Here is a 17,581-nt window from a genome sequence, read left to right on the forward strand (position 1 = left end):
CACAGGCGACGCGCGTCGGCCGCACCGGTGGCCGACGCGCAGGCCCGACCTGCGCCGCCGTTTCCGGATGCCCGCCCGGCTGGAAAGCGCCGGACGCATTCGACGCAGCATAAACCCAACCGCCGCGCATGTGTTGACCGGCGTCAGACGCGGCGCAACATGCGCGGCAGCGGCGAATAAACGGGGAACGGACGAGCAAAGGCTACGCGCGCTGCACACGACGGAAGGCAGCGCCCGCCGCCGTGCCGCACGCGATCAGCGCACGTCCTCGCCGAGCCACTGCTTGCTGATCGCACCGTACTCGCCGTCCTTGAACATCGTGTCGAGCGCCGCGTCGATCGCGTCGCGCAGCTTCGGGCTGTCCTTGCGCACCGCGACGCCCATCCGCTCCGGATAGAGCAGCGGCCCCGCCGGCTTCGCATCGATGTGCTTGTCGCGGATCGTCAGGATGCCCGCGATGCGATCCGTCACGAAGCCTTCGATGCGGCGATTCTGCAGGTCGATCAGGATGTCGGGCAGCCCCTTGTAGGTCTTGACCTGCACATCCGGCCGGTTCTTGCGCAGCCAGCCTTCATAGGTCTCGCCGAGCGTCACGCCGATCACCTTGCCCTTCAGCTGCGCAAGGTCCTGCACGCTGCTGCCCTTCGGCACGAACAGCTGCGCGCCGGAACGATAGTAGGCCTGCGTGAAATCGACGGCCTTCAGGCGCTCGTCGGTGATCGCGAGGCTGCCGATGATCGCGTCGTACTTGCCGGCCAGCAGCCCGCCGACGATGCCGTCCCATGCCGTCATCACCGGCACCGGCTTCGCGCCGAGCCGGCTCGCGACGCGGTTGCCGATATCGACGTCGAAGCCGCTCAGCTTGCCCGACTCGTCGATGAAGCTGAACGGCGGGTACTTGCCGGTCAGCGCGAACGTCAGCTTGCCGGTCTGCTTCACCTTGTCGAGATCGTCCGCATGCGCGGCCAGGCTGGCGGCGCCGAGCAGCGCCGCGCATATCGTCGTCATCAGTCGTTTCGTCCACTTCATCTTTCGTCTCCTGAATGGTTGATGTTCGTCGTTGACGCGCAGCACGCACGACGCGCTGCGCGAACGGCTACCGCGGCGCGACTTCGAACAGCGCGGCGGCGCCCTGCCCGCCGCCGATGCACATCGTCACGACGACGCGCCGCACGCCGCGTCGCGCGCCTTCGAGCAGCGCATGGCCGACCATGCGCGTGCCGGTCATCCCGTACGGATGGCCGAGCGCGATGCTGCCGCCGTTCACGTTGACGGTTTCGTACGACAGGCCCAGCGTGTCGACGCAGTACACGACCTGCGACGCAAACGCCTCGTTCAGTTCCCACAGATCGATGTCGGCGATCGACAGGCCGGTGCGCGCCAGCAGCCGGTGCACGGCCGGCACCGGGCCGATGCCCATTTCGTCCGGCCGGCAGCCGGCCACCGCGCACGCAATCAGGCGGCCGAGCGGCGCGACGCCCAGCGTGCGCAGCATCGCGCCCGACACCACCGCGCAGGCCGCCGATCCGTCGGCGAGCGCGCACGCGTTGCCGGCCGTCACGGTGCCGCCGTCGCGTACGGCGGCGAGCGTTGCGAGCGCATCGGCGTCGGTGCCCGGCCGCCCGCATTCGTCGGCGCTCACGCGCACCTCGCGCGGCGTGCTGTTGCCGCTCGCCTTGTCGTGTTCGAGCTTGCGCGCGTCGACCGCGACGATCTCGTCGCGCATCAGTCCGGCCTGCGCCGCTTGCGCCGCGCGCCGCTGGCTGAGCGCCGCATAGTCGTCCTGCGCGCGGCGCGACACGCGGTAGCGGCGCGCGACGAGGTCGGCGGTGTCGACCATCGGCATATACGCGTCGCCGTGCCGTTCCAGCAATTGCGCGTCCTGCTGCCGATGCCGGTTCATGTGCGCGTTCTGCACGAGGCTGATCGACTCGACGCCGCCTGCGACGATCGCGTCGGCTTCGCCGCCGGTCACGCGCGCGGCGGCCAGCACGATCGACATCAGCCCCGATGCGCATTGCCGGTCGACCGTCATGCCCGGCGTCGTCACCGGCAGGCCGGCCGTCAGCGCCGCGAGCCGGCCGATGTTGTAGTACTGCGTGCCTTCCGGCAGCGCGCAGCCCAGCATCACGTCGTCGATGCGTTCGGGATCGAGGCCGCTGCGCGCGACCGCCGCGCGCAGCGCATGCGCGGCCAGTGTCGGCGCCGTCGTGTCGTTGAACGCGCCGCGAAACGCACGGCCGATCGGCGTGCGGGCGTAGCCGACGATCCACGCGTCGGAGCTGGGATGCGTCATGCGGCCACCTCGTCGACCGTGAAATCGGCTTCGGTCAGGTTGCGGATCTCGGCGACGCTCGCTTCGCCGAGCCGCTCGACGAGCCGCAAGCCGTCGTCGCCGCAGGCGAACACCGCATGCTCGGTGATGATCGTCGCGACGCGGCGCCGCGCGGTGAGCGGCAGCGTGCACTGCGCGACGATCTTCGGCCGGCCGTTCTTGTCGACGTGCGGCATCGTCACGATCACGCGGCGCGCCTTCTGCGCGAGCTCCGCACCGCCGCCGATGCCGGCCACGAGACTGCCCGGCACGAGCCAGTTCGCGAGGTCGCCGTGCGCCGACACCTGCAGCGCGCCGAGGAACGTGATGTCGATCAGCCCGCGTCGGATCATCCCGAACGACGCGGCGCTGTCGACGATCGCGCCGCCCGGCACCACGCATACGTAGCCGCCGCCCGCGTCGATGAGCTGGCTGTCGGGCGCGTCGTCGCGCGGCAGCGCGCCGACGCCGACGATGCCGTTCTCCGAATGAATCCAGGCCGCCGACGCCGCGTCGAGGTAGGCCGGAATCAGCGTCGGCAGTCCGATGCCGAGGTTGATCAGTTGCCCGCGCGCCACCTCGCGCGCGGCGCGGCGGGCAATCACGTGGCGCGGGTCAGCGCCCGATGGGCCGGTATTCATCGTCGTCTCCGTCGATCTGGATCAGGCCGTGCACGTGGATGCCCGGCGTATGGATATGGTCGGGTGCAAGCGGCGCATCGTCGATCGCGCGCGCTTCGACCAGCACGCGATCGGCGGCCATCGCCATCAGCGGCGAGAAATTGCGCGCCGCGCCGCGATAGCGCAGGTTGCCGTACGCATCCGCGCGGTCCGCGCGCAGCAGCGCGAAATCCGCGCGCAGCGCCGGCTCGAAATACAGCGTGCGCCCCGCGACCGAAATCGTCTCGCGCGCCGCGCCGAGTTCCGGCGGCAGCTCGATGTCGGTCACCACGCCCGGCAGGCCGACGCCGGCCGAGCGGATCCGTTCGGCGAACAGCCCTTGCGAGAAGAACTCGACCTGCAGCGTGCCGGCCAGATGCGCGCGCCGCGCGGGCCCGCTCAGGCCGAGGTGGGTGGTCAGCAGGCGGCGCACGACGCCCGCCTCGATCAGCCGCGAGACGCCGTAGCCGTCCTGGTTCGCGTCGTTCTTGATGATCGTCAGGTCGCGCTTGCGCTGCCGCTGCAACTCCGCGAGCAGCGAGAACGGCGTGCCGGGCGACCCGAATCCGCCGACCATGATCGTCGCGCCGTCCGGAATCGGCGCGACCGCGTCGGCCAGTTGCATGAGCTTGCTCATCGCCGCGCGCCTCATCGGCCGATCGTGCGGAACGCGCGGTCGAGCCGCTCGACGATCTCGTCGCACTGCGCACGCGTCGTGATCAGCGGCGGTGCGATCAGCGTGTGATCGCCGGTCTCGCCCATCAGCGACTTGCGCGGGTAGACGATCACGCCTTGTTCGCGTGCCGCGCGCGTCACCTGCTCGCCGAACCGCAGCGCGGGATCGAACGGCGCCTTCGTCGCGCGATCGGCGACGTATTCCATCGCGAGCAGGAAACCGCGCCCGCGCACGTCGCCGATGAATGCGTGGCGCGTCGCGAGATCCTGCAGCAGCCCGCGCAGATAGTCGCCGGTCGTCGCCGCGTGCTCGACCAGCCCTTCGCGCTCGATCACGCCGATCACGGCCAGCGCGGTCGCGCTCGCGAGCGGGTTGCCCGCGTATGTATAGCCGTGCTGGAACCCGCCCGACGCGAGGATCGGATCGGTCAGCGCGGCGCGCGTGACGATCGCCGACGCCGGGTAATAGCCGGCGCCGAGCCCCTTCGCGACGCACAGGATGTCGGCCTCGACGTTCCAGTGCTGGAAGCCGAACCAGCGCCCGGTACGACCGATACCGGTCATCACTTCGTCAAGTATCAGCAGGATGCCGTGCCGCGAACAGATCTCGCGGATGCGCGCGAAGTACGCGTCGTGCGGCACTTCCGCGCCGGTGCTGGCGCCGCCGATCGGCTCCGCGACAAAGGCGGCCACGCGATGCGCGCCGATCTCGCGGATCGCTGCGTCGAGCTCGTCCGCGCAGTCGAGCGCATGCTCGACTGCGGTCTTGCCGGCCGGCACACGGTACTGCGTCGGCGACGCCACCTTCGGATACAGCTGGAACATCGGCTCGAACGGCTGCGTGAGCGGCGTATAGCTCGTCATCGCGAGCGCACCCATCGTCGAGCCGTGATACGACGGCTTGCGGGCGATGAACACGTTGCGTTGCGGTTCACCGCTGCACACCCAGTACTGGCGCGCGAGCTTCAGCGCGGATTCGACCGACTCGGAACCGCCGCTCGAGAAGAACACGCGATCGAAGCGTCCGCCGGCAAGCTGGACCAGCTTTTCCGCGAGATCGACCGCGGGCTGGTTCTCGAACTGCGTGCGGTACGCGAACGCGACCTTGTCGAGCTGTGCGAGCATCGCGTCGCGAATCGCGGGATGGCCATGCCCAAGCTGCGCGACGATCGCGCCCGAGCACGCGTCGATATGGCGGTTGCCGTCGGTATCCCACGCGTAGATGCCCTCGGCGCGTGCGATGGTCGGCAGGCTCACGGCCGACTGATAGAAGAGATGGTCGCTCATTGACGTCCTTTTTGGTTGTGTGCTCGGCTGATGGCCGCGCGCAGTCAGCGGATGTCGGCGAGAAACGCCTGGGTCCGCTCGTGCGACGGCTGATGAAAGATGGCCGACGGGCGGCCCGACTCGACGACGCGGCCGTCGGCCATGAATACGACGCGATCGGCCACGCGCTCCGCGAAGCGCATCTCGTGCGTGACGATCATCATCGTCATGCCGGCCTTCGCGAGCCGCTCCATCACCGCGAGCACGCCGCCGACCATTTCCGGATCGAGCGCCGACGTCGGTTCGTCGAACAGCATCGCGTCCGGCTTCAGCGCAAGCGACCGCGCAATCGCGACGCGCTGCTTCTGGCCGCCGGACAGCTTGCCGGGATAGACGTCCTGCTTGTCGAGCACGCCGACCATGTCGAGCAGCGCGCGCGCATCGTCGCGCGCCTGCGCGGCCGGCTGCCCGAGCAGCTGCATCGGCGCGAGCGTCAGGTTCTCGAGCACCGTCAGGTGCGGAAACAGGTTGAAATGCTGGAACACCATGCCGACCTTCATCCGCATCGCGTTCAGGTAGCGCTCCTGCGCGCGGTGGCTGCGGCGCGGATCGTTGACGAGGCTGCCGAGCACGCGCACCTCGCCGCGCGTCGGCGTCTCGAGCTGGTTCACGCAGCGCAGCAGCGTGCTCTTGCCCGACCCGCTCGGGCCGATCAGCACGACCACCTCGCCCTTGTGCACGTCGAGCGAAATGCCCTTCAGCACCTCGAGCGCGCCGTAGGTCTTGTGGATGTCGCGCAGTGCGATCTGCGGCTGGCCCCCGTTCATGCGCGGCCTCCCTTCAGGATCAGTCGCTGTTCGAACTGCCGCAGCAGCACGCTCGTTCCGGTCGTCAGCAACGCATAGATCATCGCGCACGCAAAGTAGAGTTCGAAGGGCCTGAAGGTCGCGCCGACCAGCTGCTGCGTGCGCATGAACAGCTCGGCGAGCGTGATCGTCGATACGAGCGACGTGTCCTTGGTCAGGATGATCAGGTTGTTGCCGAGCGGCGGCACGATCAGCTTGAGCGCCTGCGGCAGCACGACCAGCCGCATCGTGCGCGCGGCGCCGAAGCCGAGCGAACGCGACGCCTCGATCTGGCCGTGCGGAATCGCGAGGATGCCGGCGCGGATCGTCTCCGCGTTGTACGCGCCGACGTTCAGCGCGAGCCCGATCACGCCCGACGTGAACGGCGACAGCTCGACGCCGAACTGCGGCAACCCGAAATAGATGATGAACAGCTGCACCAGCAGCGGCGTCGAGCGGATCAGCCAGATGTAGGCGCCCATCGCATCGCGCAGCACGCGGTGGCGCGACAGCCGGCCGAGCGCGGCGGCAAGGCCGATGACGAGGCCCGCCACGGTGGCGAGCAGCGTGAGCTGCACCGTCACGCCGGCGGCCTCGAACAGCATCGGCAGGTACTTGAGCACGAGGTGGATATCGAACATGGCGTGTCTGGCCAGCCCGCATCGCGCGCGGCGATGCGGTGCTGAAGATGTCTCCGCAGGATAGTTGACCGATTTGATTCATCATCTGACGAACCTCCGAAAGGCCCGCAACAGAAGGAACCGGCGTGTTGTTTGACTGGCTCGCAGTCTGGCTATGAATTATTTTTCGGTCAATATATGATCTTTTTTAATCAATTGATTGACCGGAGCGAACATGCGGACCGACTTCAGCCTGCGCGACATCGAGATCTTTCATGCGATCGCGACCGCCGGCTCCACGCGACAGGCGGCCGTCCAGCTCGGCATCACGCAGTCGGCGGTCAGCCATGCGCTCGCGCGGCTGGAGGACAGCCTGCACATCCGGCTGTTCGCACGCGAGAACCAGCGGCTGCAGATTTCACCGGCCGGCCGCTACATGCTCGACGAGGCCGTGCAGTTGCTCGACCGGCTGAACCGGATCGAAGAGGAGATTTCGCTGTTGCAGGACAACGGCGTCGCGTCGCTGCGGATCGGCTGCGCGCCGGGGCTGTGCCACCGCTTCGGCCCGCGCGTCGCGCAGCAGTACGTGCACGCGCATCCGGGCACCGGCGTTGCGCTCGACGTCGCGTCGAGCGGCCGGCTGATCGCGGACGTGGAAGGCGGTCGCCTCGATCTGGCGATCGTGTCGTACGAGATTCACGAGCCGGGCCTGATCTTCGTGCCGGTATTCGGTGCGAAGATGGTTGCGCTGCTCACGCGCAGGAACCGGCTCGCCGCGCGCAAGCTGCTGACGTACGACGATCTTGCGGGCCAGCAATACATCAAGCCGATCCAGTCCGATCACCTGATCTACGACGATTCGAGCGACCGGCGCCGGCTCGGCTACGAGCTGCGCGTCAGCATGAGTTCGCTCGGCGAGGTGATCCGGCTTACCGAAGGCGTCAGCCTGCTCAATGCGCTGACCGCCGCCGATCTGTGCGCGAATCGCGACCTGGTCGCGCGCGCGTTCGACTCCAGCCAGTGGTTCAATTTCTATCTCGTGCACCAGCACGCGCTGAAGGACAATCCGGCCGTGCAGGACGTGCTCGCGATCGCGAAAGCGTGCGCGCGGGACACGGCCGACGGCACCGCCTATCCCGACGCGTTCGCGATTCGCTGACGGCGCACGGCCGCAGCGCGATCGCGCTCAGAATGCGTTGCGGCCGATGAAGCCGCGCACGATCGTCAGCAGGATGATCTTCATGTCGAACCAGAAGCTCCAGTTCTGCATGTAGAACAGGTCGAACTTCACGCGCGCGGCCATCGCCTCGACCTTGCGCGTCTCGCCGCGATAGCCGTTCACCTGAGCCCATCCGGTGATGCCGGGGCGCACGCGATAGCGATACATGTAGCAGTCGATCAGCTGCCGGTAGAAGTCGTCGTGCTCGATCGCGTGCGGCCGCGGGCCGACCACCGACATCTGCCCGAACAGCACGTTGAAGAACTGCGGCAGCTCGTCGAGCGACGTGCGCCTGAGGAAAGCGCCGACGGGCGTGATGCGCGTATCGTTGCGCGACGCCTGTCGCAATACGCCGGGCTGTTCGCGATGCACGCGCATGGTCCTGAACTTCAGGATGTCGAATTCGCGGCCGTCGACGCCCTTGCGGCGCTGCCTGAACAGCGCCGGCCCCGGCGACGACAGCTTGACCGCGATCGCCAGCGCCGCGAGCAGCGGCAGCAGCGGAATCAGCACGCCGATCGCGAACAGCCGGTCGAACGCGAACTTCGCCCACAGCTCGGGGGCCGAGCGCGGCGTCGTCGCGAGATTGATCGCCGGCATGCCGAGCACGTCGGTCGCCGAGCGATCGACGACGGCCATCTGCCGGACATCGGGCAGCAGCCGCAGCTCGACGAACTCGTCGCGCAACTCGCGCGCGATGCGCTGGATCCGCCACTCGTGCGACATCGGCAGCGTGAGCCACACCTCGTCGATCTCGCCGTCGCGAATCATCCGCCGCAATGCGTGCCAGTCGTCGATCACGGGCACGCCGCCGATGTCGGCCGCCGCACCCGGCGCAGCATCGTCGAACACGCATGCCGCCGCGTACGGGCCGTGCGGCGCGAGCCGCATCCGTTCGATCGCGACGCGCCCGTAGGCGGTCGCGCCGACCACCGCGACGCGGCGCTGCCGCGCGCGCGCATCGCCGCGCTTCACCACGATCGCGCGCAGCGCCATCCGGCCGAGCAGCAGCGCCGCGTCGCCGGCCAGCACCGTCTCGACGATCCAGCGCAGCGTGATCGTGCCGCCGCGGTTCATGATCCACATCGCGCCGGCCACCGTCAGCGCGCTCGCGCAGACCACGGCGATCGCCACGCGGGTCAGTGCATGCCCGCCTTCAGCGGCCGACGCGCCGGCCCGCAGGTCGCGCAGGCGGTGCGGCAGCAGCGCGACGGTCAGCACGCAGAGCAGCGCGATCGCCCCACGCCGCGCATCCGACAGTTCGCCCCATGCGAGCCCGGCCGCCGCCTGCGCCGCGAGCGCGCCGGCCAGCACGAGCACGACGTCGGCCGCCGCGATCGCGGCGCGCCGCATCGTACCCGTTCCTCCCGCCATCGCCCCCATCGTCACGCACCATGGGCATGGAATCCGTAACGCACCTCCGCCACGCGGGGGCGAACCGACAGGGGCCGCGCACTGTCGCGCACGCCGAGCAGCCTGCGATAGTCCGAGCGAATCATGTCGTAGCACTCGCACGCATGGTGTTCGAGGCCGTGACGGTCGAGCACCGTGATGCGCCCGCGCCGCTGCCGGATCAGCCCGGCATCCTGCAGGCTGCCGGCCGCCTCGGTCACGCCTTCGCGACGCACGCCGAGCATGTTCGCGATCGTCTGCTGCGTGACGGTCAGCTCGTCGCCGTCGATGCGGTCATGCGCGAGCAGCAGCCAGCGGCTGAGTTGTTCGCTGACCGAGTGATGCCGGTTGCACAGCGCGCTGCGGGAAATCTGCGCCATCACCGCCTGGCAGTAGTTGAGCAGCAGCCGGTAAGTCGCCGGCGAACGCTCGAACTCCGTGCGCATCACGCAGGTCGGCACGCGGTAGGCCATCCCTCCGATTCGCACCTCGATCCGGTTCGACATCGCGATGCCGCCGACCAGCGTCCCAAGACCGACCACGCCCTCCCGGCCGACGACCGCCACCTCGACCATCGCGCCGTCCTCCATCAGGTGCTGCACCGACATCATCGCGGTCGTCGGGAAATGCAGGTGGCGCATCGGCTCGCCGACGCGCTCGAGCATGCCGGGCTTGATCCTGACCAGCTCAAGATGCGGTGCGATGGCGCGAATGCTGTCCTCCGGCAGCGCGTCGAGGATGGCGTTCGCCGAGTAGCTCGATTGAAGATGAAGCATGTCTGTATCCCTCTTATTGTCCGCGCCGCGTACTGCCGGCCGGCGGAATTCGTTTTCGTCATGCGTGCCGCGGGTGACCGGCGGTTGCGGCCAACAACCCCGAACCCAGCCTGACGACAGCTTGTCAAGTCCGAGTCCGGTCGATCACACCGTTTCGACACGCCGGCCTCAATAAGCGATTTACGTGCCAATACCGGCTCGTCCTTAATATGTAAATCACCGGCGATTTAGGTCGCCAGAATGAGTCGACGCAGATCAAAAAAAGCGTCTCATTTCCGGACACTCGCCGCCGCGGCCGACACATCGGCCTATTCGACTGATCAATAAGCAAGCACCCTTAGCGAGCCGGCCATTCGACGCGACAGGCTTTTCGTTCAAATACTTACATCTGATTTTCAATCGTCTCCGTGACGTTCCGGGTCGTCGGCCGACGTGCTTCACCCTGCTCACACAGTCGTTTGAAACTGTCTCAAAACTGAATCGCGACTCTAATCCAGCAATGTGTTATCTGTCGCACAAATAACACGCAAACCATTGATTTATATGAGTAAAATTTCCACACCGACATAAATGTCAAATAATGTTTGATGTTGCTTTTTTGTTTTCCGACTATCTCGATGAGGTTCGCCGATTGATGCGCGAGCGTCGTTGAATACATTCCCATCGCGCCATTCCAAACCAGGATGATTAATTCCGCAAAACCTCGGAAACAGCATTTCTGATAACGTTTGCACGCGCACCGAAATCGTCAAACACTGTGAAATAACATAATGCGGGATTCGCGAATTTCGATGCCGTGCTAGCCTTTACGCACCACTCGCTTTCAAATATTCACGAACCACAGATCCGCACGCGCGTGCGAATTCCCGTTGCGGAATCTCGGCGCGACGCTGCGCGACTGCCACCATACGAGGATGTGTCGTGACCCTACAGGCCAATGACGCCGTCGCCCGCGCGAACGGCATGATCGAGCTGTCCCACAGCTTCGACGCCAACCGGTTCCTCGCCGCGCTCGACCGCGACGACCGTACGGCGCTGATCCCGCAACTGCAGCTCGTCCACCTGAAATCCGGTCAGGTGCTGTGCGAACCCGGCGAGTCGCTGGCCGCGGTCTACCTGCCCGTCACGACCGCGATCTCGCTGCAGTACGTGTCGTCCGGCGGGATGACGCTGGAGGTCGCCCAAATCGGCAGCGAGAGCGTCGTCTGCGACGACGTGATCGGCGGCAGCGGCCGGATGCCGTGTCGCGCGGTCGCGTGCCGGGACGGGTTCGTGTACCGCCTCGACCGGCGCGTGTTCGCCGCCGCGTTCGACGCGTCGCCGGTGATTCGCCATCTCGTGTTCGTCTGCGTGCGGCTGCTGATGGCGCAGGTGTCGCAAATCACGTTCTGCAGCCGTCATCACGTGCTCAAACATCAGTTATGCAGATGGTTCCTGCTCGCGTACGACCGTTCGCGCAGCATCGAGATCCAGGTCACACACAGCATGCTCGCGCAGATGCTCGGCGTGCGGCGCGAGACGGTCACGGACGCGGCCGGCGAAATCCAGAAGCTCGGGCTGATCCGGCAGTACCGCAGCTCGATCGTGCTCGCGGATCTCGCCGGTCTCGAGAAGATGTCGTGCGGCTGCCGCGCGATCGTGCGCGACGAGATGAAGCGCATCCTGTCGGCCGACACGGGCGTGCCGGCCGCCGCGCGCGCGTGACGCGCGCAACGCTTCGGCGCGCACGCACACGCGGGGTCAGCAGATTGTAGGGTGGCGAACAGAACGCAACGGCGGCGAATGGTCTACTGATGTCGGACTGCCGGGGGGATGTCAGCGCGTTGCGCCGTGTCTGCCCGCATCGACGCAACCACGCACGCCGGAGCAGCACGTGAAAAACGAAATCAGAACCATCCTCAAGCAGGTCGCCCATCTCGAAGCTGCGGTCGATTCGATCGGCGACGGCGACGACCTCTACGAAGCGGGCCTGTCGTCGCTCGACACGATCCAGCTGATGCTCGCGATCGAGAAGCAGTTCAACATCGAGATTCCCGACGAGATGCTGAATCGCAACCTGTTCCGCAGCATCGACGCGCTCGCGGACACGATCGCCACCCTCCAACGCACCGAGCATTCCGCATGAGCGCGCTGCTTCCGGAACTCGCGGCCGACGACGAATCCCGTCGGCTCGACGAGGCCGCGCACGCCGTCGCGCAGATCGCCGCCCGCCACGCGGACGCGGTCGACCGCGACGCGCGCTGCCCTGTCGAGGCGATCGAGGCGATGCGCGCGCGTCGCCTGCTGAGCGCGATGGTGCCGACTCGGCTGGGCGGCGCGGGCGCATCGCTTGCGGACATCGCGTCGGCATGCTCGATCCTCGGGCAGGCCTGCGCCTCGTCGGCGATGGTGTTCGCGATGCACCAGATCCAGGTCGCGTGCATCGTCGATCATGCGGCCGACCACGGCTGGCACAAGCTGTTCCTGCAACAGCTCGTGCGCCACCAGTGGCTGCTCGCGTCGGCCACGTCGGAGGATGGCGTCGGCGGCAACCTGCGCGCGAGCCAGTGCGCGCTGGAAACCGACGGCGGCGAATTCCGTCTGCACAAGTCCGCGCCGACCATCTCGTACGGCGAGTATGCGGACGGCATCCTCGCGACCGCGCGGCGCGACGCGCAGGCGCCCGCCTCCGAGCAGGTGCTCGTCACGCTGATGCGCGACGGCTATACGCTGACGCGCCGCGGTGAATGGGACACGCTCGGCATGCGCGGCACCTGCAGCAACGGCTTCACGCTCGACGCACAGGGCGCCGCCGTGCAATGCCTGCCGGTGCCGTTCGCGCAGATCGCCGAACAGACCATGGTGCCCGTGTCGCACATTCTGTGGGCCGCCGTGTGGATCGGCGTCGCGGGCGACGCGTTCCATCGCGCGCACCAGTTCTTCCGCGCGCAGGCGCGCCAGACCGACGGCGCGCCGTCGCCGGCAACGCGGCGCATCGCCGAATCGCTCGCGCTGATGCAGGCGATGCAGGCCCGCGTCGACAACGTGCTGCGCCTGTATGCGAACGCGTCCGCGCGCTCGTGGTCGGCCGGCATGGCCTGGGCCGCCGAGATCAATACGCTGAAGACCTACGTCTCGACGACTGCGCTCCAGGTCGCGCACGAGGCGATGATGATCTGCGGGATGGCCGGCTACAAGCAGGGCACGCCGTTCAGCGTCGGCCGGCATATTCGCGACCTGCACGCGGCGCCGCTGATGATCAACAACGACCGCATTGCCGCCAACACTTCGAGCCTGCTGCTCGCGCTGCGTCCCGCGACGCTGGAGAAACTCACGTGAACGACCGCCTGTCCGTGCCCCCCGCCGCTTCCGCCCCTGTCGATGCGCCGCTCGACCGCGCCGGCGTCAACCCGCTGCGCGACGAGCTGATCGACGCGGGCCTGCTGGTCTCGACCGGCATCCAGGGCCTGTTCGGCCGCAGCGCCTCGTTCGAGCGCGTGGTCGAGGCGCTCGACGCGTTCGTCACGCGCCTCGGCGCCGACCAGCAGGCCGAAGTGCTGCGCTTTCCGCCGGCCATCAGCCGCCTCGAATTCGAGCGCAGCGAATACATGAAGAGCTTCCCGCAGCTTGCCGGCAGCGTGCATTCGTTCTGCGGCGACGAGCGCCAGCACCAGCGGCTGCTGCAATGCCTCGATCGCGGCGAGGACTGGACGGAAAACCAGAAGCCGACCTATGTCGTGATGACGCCGGCCGCCTGCTATCCCGTCTATCCGGTCATCGCGCGCGAAGGCGCGCTGCCCGCCGACGGCCGCATCGTCGACGTGTTCTCGTACTGCTTCCGCCACGAGCCGTCGCTCGACCCGACCCGCATGCAGCTGTTCCGGATGCGCGAGTACGTGCGGATCGGCACCCCCGAGCAGATCGTCGCCTTCCGCCAGACCTGGATCGAGCGCGGCACGCGGATGATCGAGGCGCTGCGGCTGCCGAACGCGATCGACCTCGCGAACGACCCGTTCTTCGGGCGCGGCGGCAAGATCGTCGCGAACAGCCAGCGCGAGCAGAACCTGAAGTTCGAGCTGCTGATCCCGATCGAGCACGACGGCCGGCAGACCGCATGCCTGAGCTTCAACTACCACATGGATCATTTCGGGCTGCTGTGGAATATCCGGACCGCGACCGACGAAGTCGCGCACACCGGCTGCGTCGGCTTCGGCCTCGAGCGGCTCACGCTCGCGCTGTTCCGCCATCACGGTTTCGACATCGATGCCTGGCCGCAGGAGGTCCGCGACGTGCTGTGGGGATCGCCATGAAATTCGTTTCCCGCGACGGCGAAGACCGGTCGTTCGAGGACGTGCGCCATCGCGCACGCCACTACCGGCCGCATCCGCTGCACGGCCACGAGATGGTCTGGAAGCAGACCAACTGCTACGTCGACATGTGGCTCGAAGTGCTCCGGTGGTGGGGCTTCAATCCATACGCGGCGCTGCCGTTTACGATCGCGCTCGATTTCGAGGGCGACGAGTTCACGTTCTTCAAGTTTCCGCACGACGAACTGGAGCGGCTCTACGGCATCGTCGTGCAGGAGCACTCGATCTACGAGCCGCTCGACCGGCATGTCGAGACGCAGGTCGCGCGCGGCCATCTGATGATCGTCGAAGTCGACGCGTGGTTCCTGCCCGACACGCGCGGGATCAGCTATCGCACGCAGCACACGAAGACGACGATCGGCATCGACGCGATCGATCGCGCGCATCGCCAGCTCGGCTATTTCCACAACAGCGGCTACTACGTGGCCGAGGGCGTCGACTACGACGGGCTGGTCGGCGACGGTTCGCCGATGGCACTGCCGCCGTATGTCGAATGCGCGAAGCGGCGCTTCCCGCCGCTCGACGAGCGCACGCTGTGCGAGGTGTCGCTCGCGGCGCTGCAACGCCACCTGCGGCGCCTGCCGGTCGTCGATCCGATCGCGGCGTTCCGGCAGCAGTTGCACAGCGATGCGAGGACGCTCGCCGCTTCGCCGATCGAGCGCTTCCACGCGTATTCGTTCAATTCGGTGCGGCAGCTCGGCGCGAATTTCGAACTGTTCGGCCACTACGCGCGCTGGCTGCAGGCCAGCGGCTGCATCGGGCCGTTCGCCGAGATCCGCGCCGCGTGCGATCGCATCGCGTCCGAGGCGATGGTGCTGGAATTCCGGCTCGCACGGGCGTGCGCGCGCGGCAAGGAAGAACGCGGCGACTCGACGCTCGAGGCGATCCAGGCGGCCTATGCGGATATCGTCGCGTGTGCGCGGCAGATCGCGCCGCCGCTGCAGCACGCGGTGCCGCTTCGCCATGACGCGGCGTTCGCGCCGCTCGCGCGGTGACGCGCGCCCCTGCTGCCCCCGCCGCATCCGCGTGGTCGATGCTGGCGACGGCCGCGGGCGCCGCGCGCGCGCCGCGCGAACTGCCCGACGGCGCCGACTGGATCGCGGCCCCCGTGCCCGGCACGGTCGCACAGGCGCTGATGCTCGCGGGCCGGCTCGACGAAGCCGGCACGCTCGACGAGCGCGACCATTGGTACCGGCTCGAACTGCGCGGACACGGCGCGCGCCTGCTGCGCTTTCACGGGCTGGCGACGCTCGCCGAAGCGTGGCTCGACGACACGCCGATTCTCCGCTCGAACAGCATGTTCGTCGCACATGACGTGCCCGTGTCGCTCGACGGCACGCACCGGCTGACCCTCTGCTTCCGTGCGCTCGCGCCGCACCTGCGCGACGTGCGCGCCACGCGCCGCGCGCGCTGGCGCACGCGGCTCGCCGAACCGGCCGGGCTTCGAACCGTGCGCACGTCGCTGTTCGGCCACATGCCGGGCTGGTTTCCGCCGTACGTGCCGGCCGGCCCGTGGCGGCCCGTCGAAGTAATCGATCCGGCCGCCGGGCCCGCCGTCGTCCATTGCGACCTGCATGCGCGCGTCGACGGCGACACCGGATGGCTCGACGCGGAACTTGCGTTTGCCGCACCGCTGCCCGACGCATTCGCCGCCCGGCTGTCGTGCGGCGAGCATCACGCGACGCTCGAACGCTGCGCCGCCGACCGGCTGCGCGCGACCGTCGCGGTGCCGAACGTGCGCCGCTGGTGGCCGCACACGCATGGCGAGCCGGTGCTTTACGATGTCGCGCTGCATATCGGCGCCGAACGGCGCGCGCTCGGCGCCACCGGTTTCCGGACCATCGAAGCAGACCCGGGCGCCGACGGCAAGGGCTTCGGCCTGCGCGTCAACGGCGTGGCCGTGTTCGCGCGCGGCGCCTGCTGGAGCAGCGCCGCGCCGCTCGCGCTGCACGCCGACGACGCGGCCTACCGCCGCCTGCTCACGCACGCGCGCGACGCCGGCTTCAACATGATCCGCGTCGGCGGCACGATGAGCTACGAAGCCGACGCGTTTCATGCATGGTGCGACCGGCTCGGGCTGCTGGTCTGGCAGGACTTCATGTTCGCGAACTTCGACTACGCGCTCGACGAGCCCGCGTTCGCGGATGCGATCGACCGCGAAGCCGAACAGTTCCTGACGCGCCACCGCGCATCGCCGTCGCTCGCGGTGCTGTGCGGCGGCAGCGAGATCGCGCAGCAGGCCGCGATGTCCGGGCTCGGGCCGAAGCAGCGCTTTCTCGAACTGACCGCCGACCGGCTGGCCGGTCATGCGGCAGCGCGACGGCCCGATGCGATCTATGTGCCCGACTCGCCCGACGGCGGCGTGCTGCCGTTCCTGCCGCGCGAGCGCGTGTCGCACTACTACGGCGTCGGCGCGTATCTGCGTCCGCTCGACGACGCGCGCCGCGCGGACGTGCGTTTTGCGAGCGAATGCCTCGCATTCGCGAACGTGCCGTGCGACGCGATGCTCGACAGTCTCGGCCGGCCGGGCGTGCACGAGCCGCGCTGGAAGGCGGCGGTGCCGCGCGACCCCGGCACGTCGTGGGATTTCGAAGACGTTCGCGACCACTATCTGCACACGCTGTACGACGTGGCGCCCGACCGGCTGCGGCGCGAGGATCCGGCGCGCTACTTCGAGCTGTCGCGCGCCGCGATCGCGGACGTGATGCGCGACACGTTCTCCGAATGGCGCCGCACCGGCTCGCGCTGCGCCGGCGCGCTCGTCTGGCAGTTGCAGGACGTGATGCCCGGCGCCGGATGGGGCGTGATCGACGCGACGCACCGGCCGAAATCGGCATGGCACGCGCTGCGCCAGGTGTTGCAGCCGGTGCAGGTGCTGCTCGTCGACGAAGGCCTGAACGGCCTGGACCTGCATGTGATCAACGAGCGCCCGGCGCCGCTGTCGGCGGCCGTCGAGCTGATCGCGCTGCGCGACGGCCGCACGCCGGTCGCACGGGCCGGCTGCCCGGTCCGGATCGCCGCGCACGATGCAGTCCGGATCGGCTCGGCCGAGCTGCTCGGCCGCTTCTTCGACTGGACCTATGCGTACCGCTTCGGCCCATGCGAGCACGACACGGTCGTCGCGACGCTGCGCGCCGACGACGGCACGCTGCTGTCGCAGGCGTTTCATTTCCCGTCCCGCACGCATCCTGCGGTATTCGCGCCGCGCGAACTCGGGATCGAGGCCTGCGTGTCGCGCAGCGGCGACGTGTGGCACGTCGATATCGACACGCGTCATGTCGCGCGTCACGTGCAGATCGACGCGCCGGGCTTCGTGCCGCGCGACGACTGGTTCCATCTCGCGCCCGGCACGCCTGCGCGCGTCGCGCTGATGCCGCTGGACGACGGTGCGGCATCCGGCGCGCCGCCGGCCGTCGAGATCCGCGCGGTCAATGCCGCGCGCACCGTGCGCGCGACACAGGCCGACTGA

16 protein-coding genes are annotated in these 17,581 nt (G+C 68.2%); 7 read left to right on the forward strand and 9 right to left on the reverse strand.

The features are described 5' to 3' along the window. Nucleotides 1-255: 255 nt before the first annotated feature. From BST28156_RS00130 to BST28156_RS00160, 7 genes are all read right to left on the reverse strand, one after another. On the reverse strand, nucleotides 256-1,029 hold the full coding sequence (locus tag BST28156_RS00130) for a transporter substrate-binding domain-containing protein (RefSeq protein ID WP_174901078.1): 774 nt from the start codon (nucleotides 1,027-1,029) through the stop codon (nucleotides 256-258). Nucleotides 1,030-1,096: 67 nt separating this feature from the next. Further along, nucleotides 1,097-2,296: an acetyl-CoA C-acyltransferase gene (locus tag BST28156_RS00135; RefSeq protein ID WP_174901079.1), complete on the reverse strand. Its 1,200-nt coding sequence runs from the start codon at nucleotides 2,294-2,296 to the stop codon at nucleotides 1,097-1,099. Further along, a complete protein-coding gene (locus BST28156_RS00140; protein ID WP_174901080.1) occupies nucleotides 2,293-2,955 on the reverse strand; it encodes a 3-oxoacid CoA-transferase subunit B in 663 nt (220 codons plus the stop codon). The genes BST28156_RS00135 and BST28156_RS00140 overlap by 4 nt, the downstream gene beginning before the upstream one ends. Then, on the reverse strand, nucleotides 2,930-3,610 hold the full coding sequence (locus BST28156_RS00145) for a CoA transferase subunit A (RefSeq protein WP_060239098.1): 681 nt from the start codon (nucleotides 3,608-3,610) through the stop codon (nucleotides 2,930-2,932). The genes BST28156_RS00140 and BST28156_RS00145 overlap by 26 nt, the downstream gene beginning before the upstream one ends. 11 nt (nucleotides 3,611-3,621) lie before the next feature. After that, nucleotides 3,622-4,935: an aminotransferase family protein gene (locus tag BST28156_RS00150; protein ID WP_174901081.1), complete on the reverse strand. Its 1,314-nt coding sequence runs from the start codon at nucleotides 4,933-4,935 to the stop codon at nucleotides 3,622-3,624. A gap of 44 nt (nucleotides 4,936-4,979) precedes the next feature. Next, the gene (locus BST28156_RS00155) at nucleotides 4,980-5,741 is read right to left on the reverse strand and encodes an amino acid ABC transporter ATP-binding protein (RefSeq protein WP_174901082.1); all 762 of its coding nucleotides are present in this window, start codon (nucleotides 5,739-5,741) and stop codon (nucleotides 4,980-4,982) included. Continuing rightward, entirely contained in the window at nucleotides 5,738-6,400 is a 663-nt protein-coding gene (locus BST28156_RS00160; protein ID WP_174901083.1) for an amino acid ABC transporter permease, read from the reverse strand. The genes BST28156_RS00155 and BST28156_RS00160 overlap by 4 nt, the downstream gene beginning before the upstream one ends. A 214-nt stretch (nucleotides 6,401-6,614) precedes the next feature. Between BST28156_RS00160 and BST28156_RS00165 the strand changes: the two genes are divergently transcribed. Beyond that, complete coding sequence (locus tag BST28156_RS00165) at nucleotides 6,615-7,538, forward strand: LysR family transcriptional regulator (protein ID WP_060238437.1); 924 nt, start codon at nucleotides 6,615-6,617, stop codon at nucleotides 7,536-7,538. Between the two features lie 27 nt (nucleotides 7,539-7,565). On the opposite strand, the gene BST28156_RS00170 is transcribed toward BST28156_RS00165, so the two are convergent. Together BST28156_RS00170 and BST28156_RS00175 are read right to left on the reverse strand one after the other, a co-directional pair. Continuing rightward, complete coding sequence (locus BST28156_RS00170) at nucleotides 7,566-8,972, reverse strand: undecaprenyl-phosphate glucose phosphotransferase (protein ID WP_174901084.1); 1,407 nt, start codon at nucleotides 8,970-8,972, stop codon at nucleotides 7,566-7,568. 11 nt (nucleotides 8,973-8,983) lie between these two features. Next, nucleotides 8,984-9,766 carry a Crp/Fnr family transcriptional regulator gene (locus BST28156_RS00175; protein ID WP_060238439.1) on the reverse strand — a complete coding sequence of 261 codons (783 nt, stop codon included), beginning with the start codon at nucleotides 9,764-9,766 and terminating at the stop codon, nucleotides 8,984-8,986. Between the two features lie 921 nt (nucleotides 9,767-10,687). Here BST28156_RS00175 and BST28156_RS00180 point away from each other — a divergent pair. From BST28156_RS00180 to BST28156_RS00205, 6 genes are all read left to right on the forward strand, one after another. Further along, a complete protein-coding gene (locus BST28156_RS00180) occupies nucleotides 10,688-11,470 on the forward strand; it encodes a Crp/Fnr family transcriptional regulator (RefSeq protein ID WP_174901085.1) in 783 nt (260 codons plus the stop codon). 169 nt (nucleotides 11,471-11,639) lie between these two features. Next, entirely contained in the window at nucleotides 11,640-11,891 is a 252-nt protein-coding gene (locus BST28156_RS00185; protein WP_060238443.1) for an acyl carrier protein, read from the forward strand. Continuing rightward, nucleotides 11,888-13,084, forward strand: a complete 1,197-nt coding sequence (locus tag BST28156_RS00190) for an acyl-CoA dehydrogenase family protein (protein ID WP_174901086.1) — start codon at nucleotides 11,888-11,890, stop codon at nucleotides 13,082-13,084. Before BST28156_RS00185 ends, BST28156_RS00190 begins: the two co-directional genes overlap by 4 nt. Next, entirely contained in the window at nucleotides 13,081-14,055 is a 975-nt protein-coding gene (locus BST28156_RS00195) for an amino acid--[acyl-carrier-protein] ligase (RefSeq protein ID WP_174901087.1), read from the forward strand. Before BST28156_RS00190 ends, BST28156_RS00195 begins: the two co-directional genes overlap by 4 nt. Further along, the gene (locus BST28156_RS00200) at nucleotides 14,052-15,107 is read left to right on the forward strand and encodes a DUF1839 family protein (RefSeq protein ID WP_174901088.1); all 1,056 of its coding nucleotides are present in this window, start codon (nucleotides 14,052-14,054) and stop codon (nucleotides 15,105-15,107) included. The genes BST28156_RS00195 and BST28156_RS00200 overlap by 4 nt, the downstream gene beginning before the upstream one ends. Beyond that, nucleotides 15,104-17,581, forward strand: coding sequence for a glycoside hydrolase family 2 protein (locus tag BST28156_RS00205; RefSeq protein ID WP_174901089.1), 2,478 nt, complete (start codon nucleotides 15,104-15,106; stop codon nucleotides 17,579-17,581). Before BST28156_RS00200 ends, BST28156_RS00205 begins: the two co-directional genes overlap by 4 nt.

Origin of the sequence: Burkholderia pseudomultivorans (assembly GCF_902499075.1) — a bacterium.
GTDB classification, from domain to species: Bacteria; Pseudomonadota; Gammaproteobacteria; order Burkholderiales; family Burkholderiaceae; genus Burkholderia; species Burkholderia pseudomultivorans.

Excerpts from the sequence above, each read along its gene's own strand:
- BST28156_RS00135 (WP_174901079.1), bottom strand. The coding sequence starts at position 2,296 with ATGACGCATCCCAGCTCCGACGCGTGGATCGTCGGCTACGCCCGCACG.
- BST28156_RS00165 (WP_060238437.1), top strand. The coding sequence starts at position 6,615 with ATGCGGACCGACTTCAGCCTGCGCGACATCGAGATCTTTCATGCGATC.
- BST28156_RS00140 (WP_174901080.1), bottom strand. The coding sequence starts at position 2,955 with ATGAATACCGGCCCATCGGGCGCTGACCCGCGCCACGTGATTGCCCGC.
- BST28156_RS00150 (WP_174901081.1), bottom strand. The coding sequence starts at position 4,935 with ATGAGCGACCATCTCTTCTATCAGTCGGCCGTGAGCCTGCCGACCATC.
- BST28156_RS00170 (WP_174901084.1), bottom strand. The coding sequence starts at position 8,972 with ATGGCGGGAGGAACGGGTACGATGCGGCGCGCCGCGATCGCGGCGGCC.
- BST28156_RS00145 (WP_060239098.1), bottom strand. The coding sequence starts at position 3,610 with ATGAGCAAGCTCATGCAACTGGCCGACGCGGTCGCGCCGATTCCGGAC.
- BST28156_RS00200 (WP_174901088.1), top strand. The coding sequence starts at position 14,052 with ATGAAATTCGTTTCCCGCGACGGCGAAGACCGGTCGTTCGAGGACGTG.
- BST28156_RS00130 (WP_174901078.1), bottom strand. The coding sequence starts at position 1,029 with ATGAAGTGGACGAAACGACTGATGACGACGATATGCGCGGCGCTGCTC.
- BST28156_RS00160 (WP_174901083.1), bottom strand. The coding sequence starts at position 6,400 with ATGTTCGATATCCACCTCGTGCTCAAGTACCTGCCGATGCTGTTCGAG.
- BST28156_RS00155 (WP_174901082.1), bottom strand. The coding sequence starts at position 5,741 with ATGAACGGGGGCCAGCCGCAGATCGCACTGCGCGACATCCACAAGACC.
- BST28156_RS00175 (WP_060238439.1), bottom strand. The coding sequence starts at position 9,766 with ATGCTTCATCTTCAATCGAGCTACTCGGCGAACGCCATCCTCGACGCG.
- BST28156_RS00190 (WP_174901086.1), top strand. The coding sequence starts at position 11,888 with ATGAGCGCGCTGCTTCCGGAACTCGCGGCCGACGACGAATCCCGTCGG.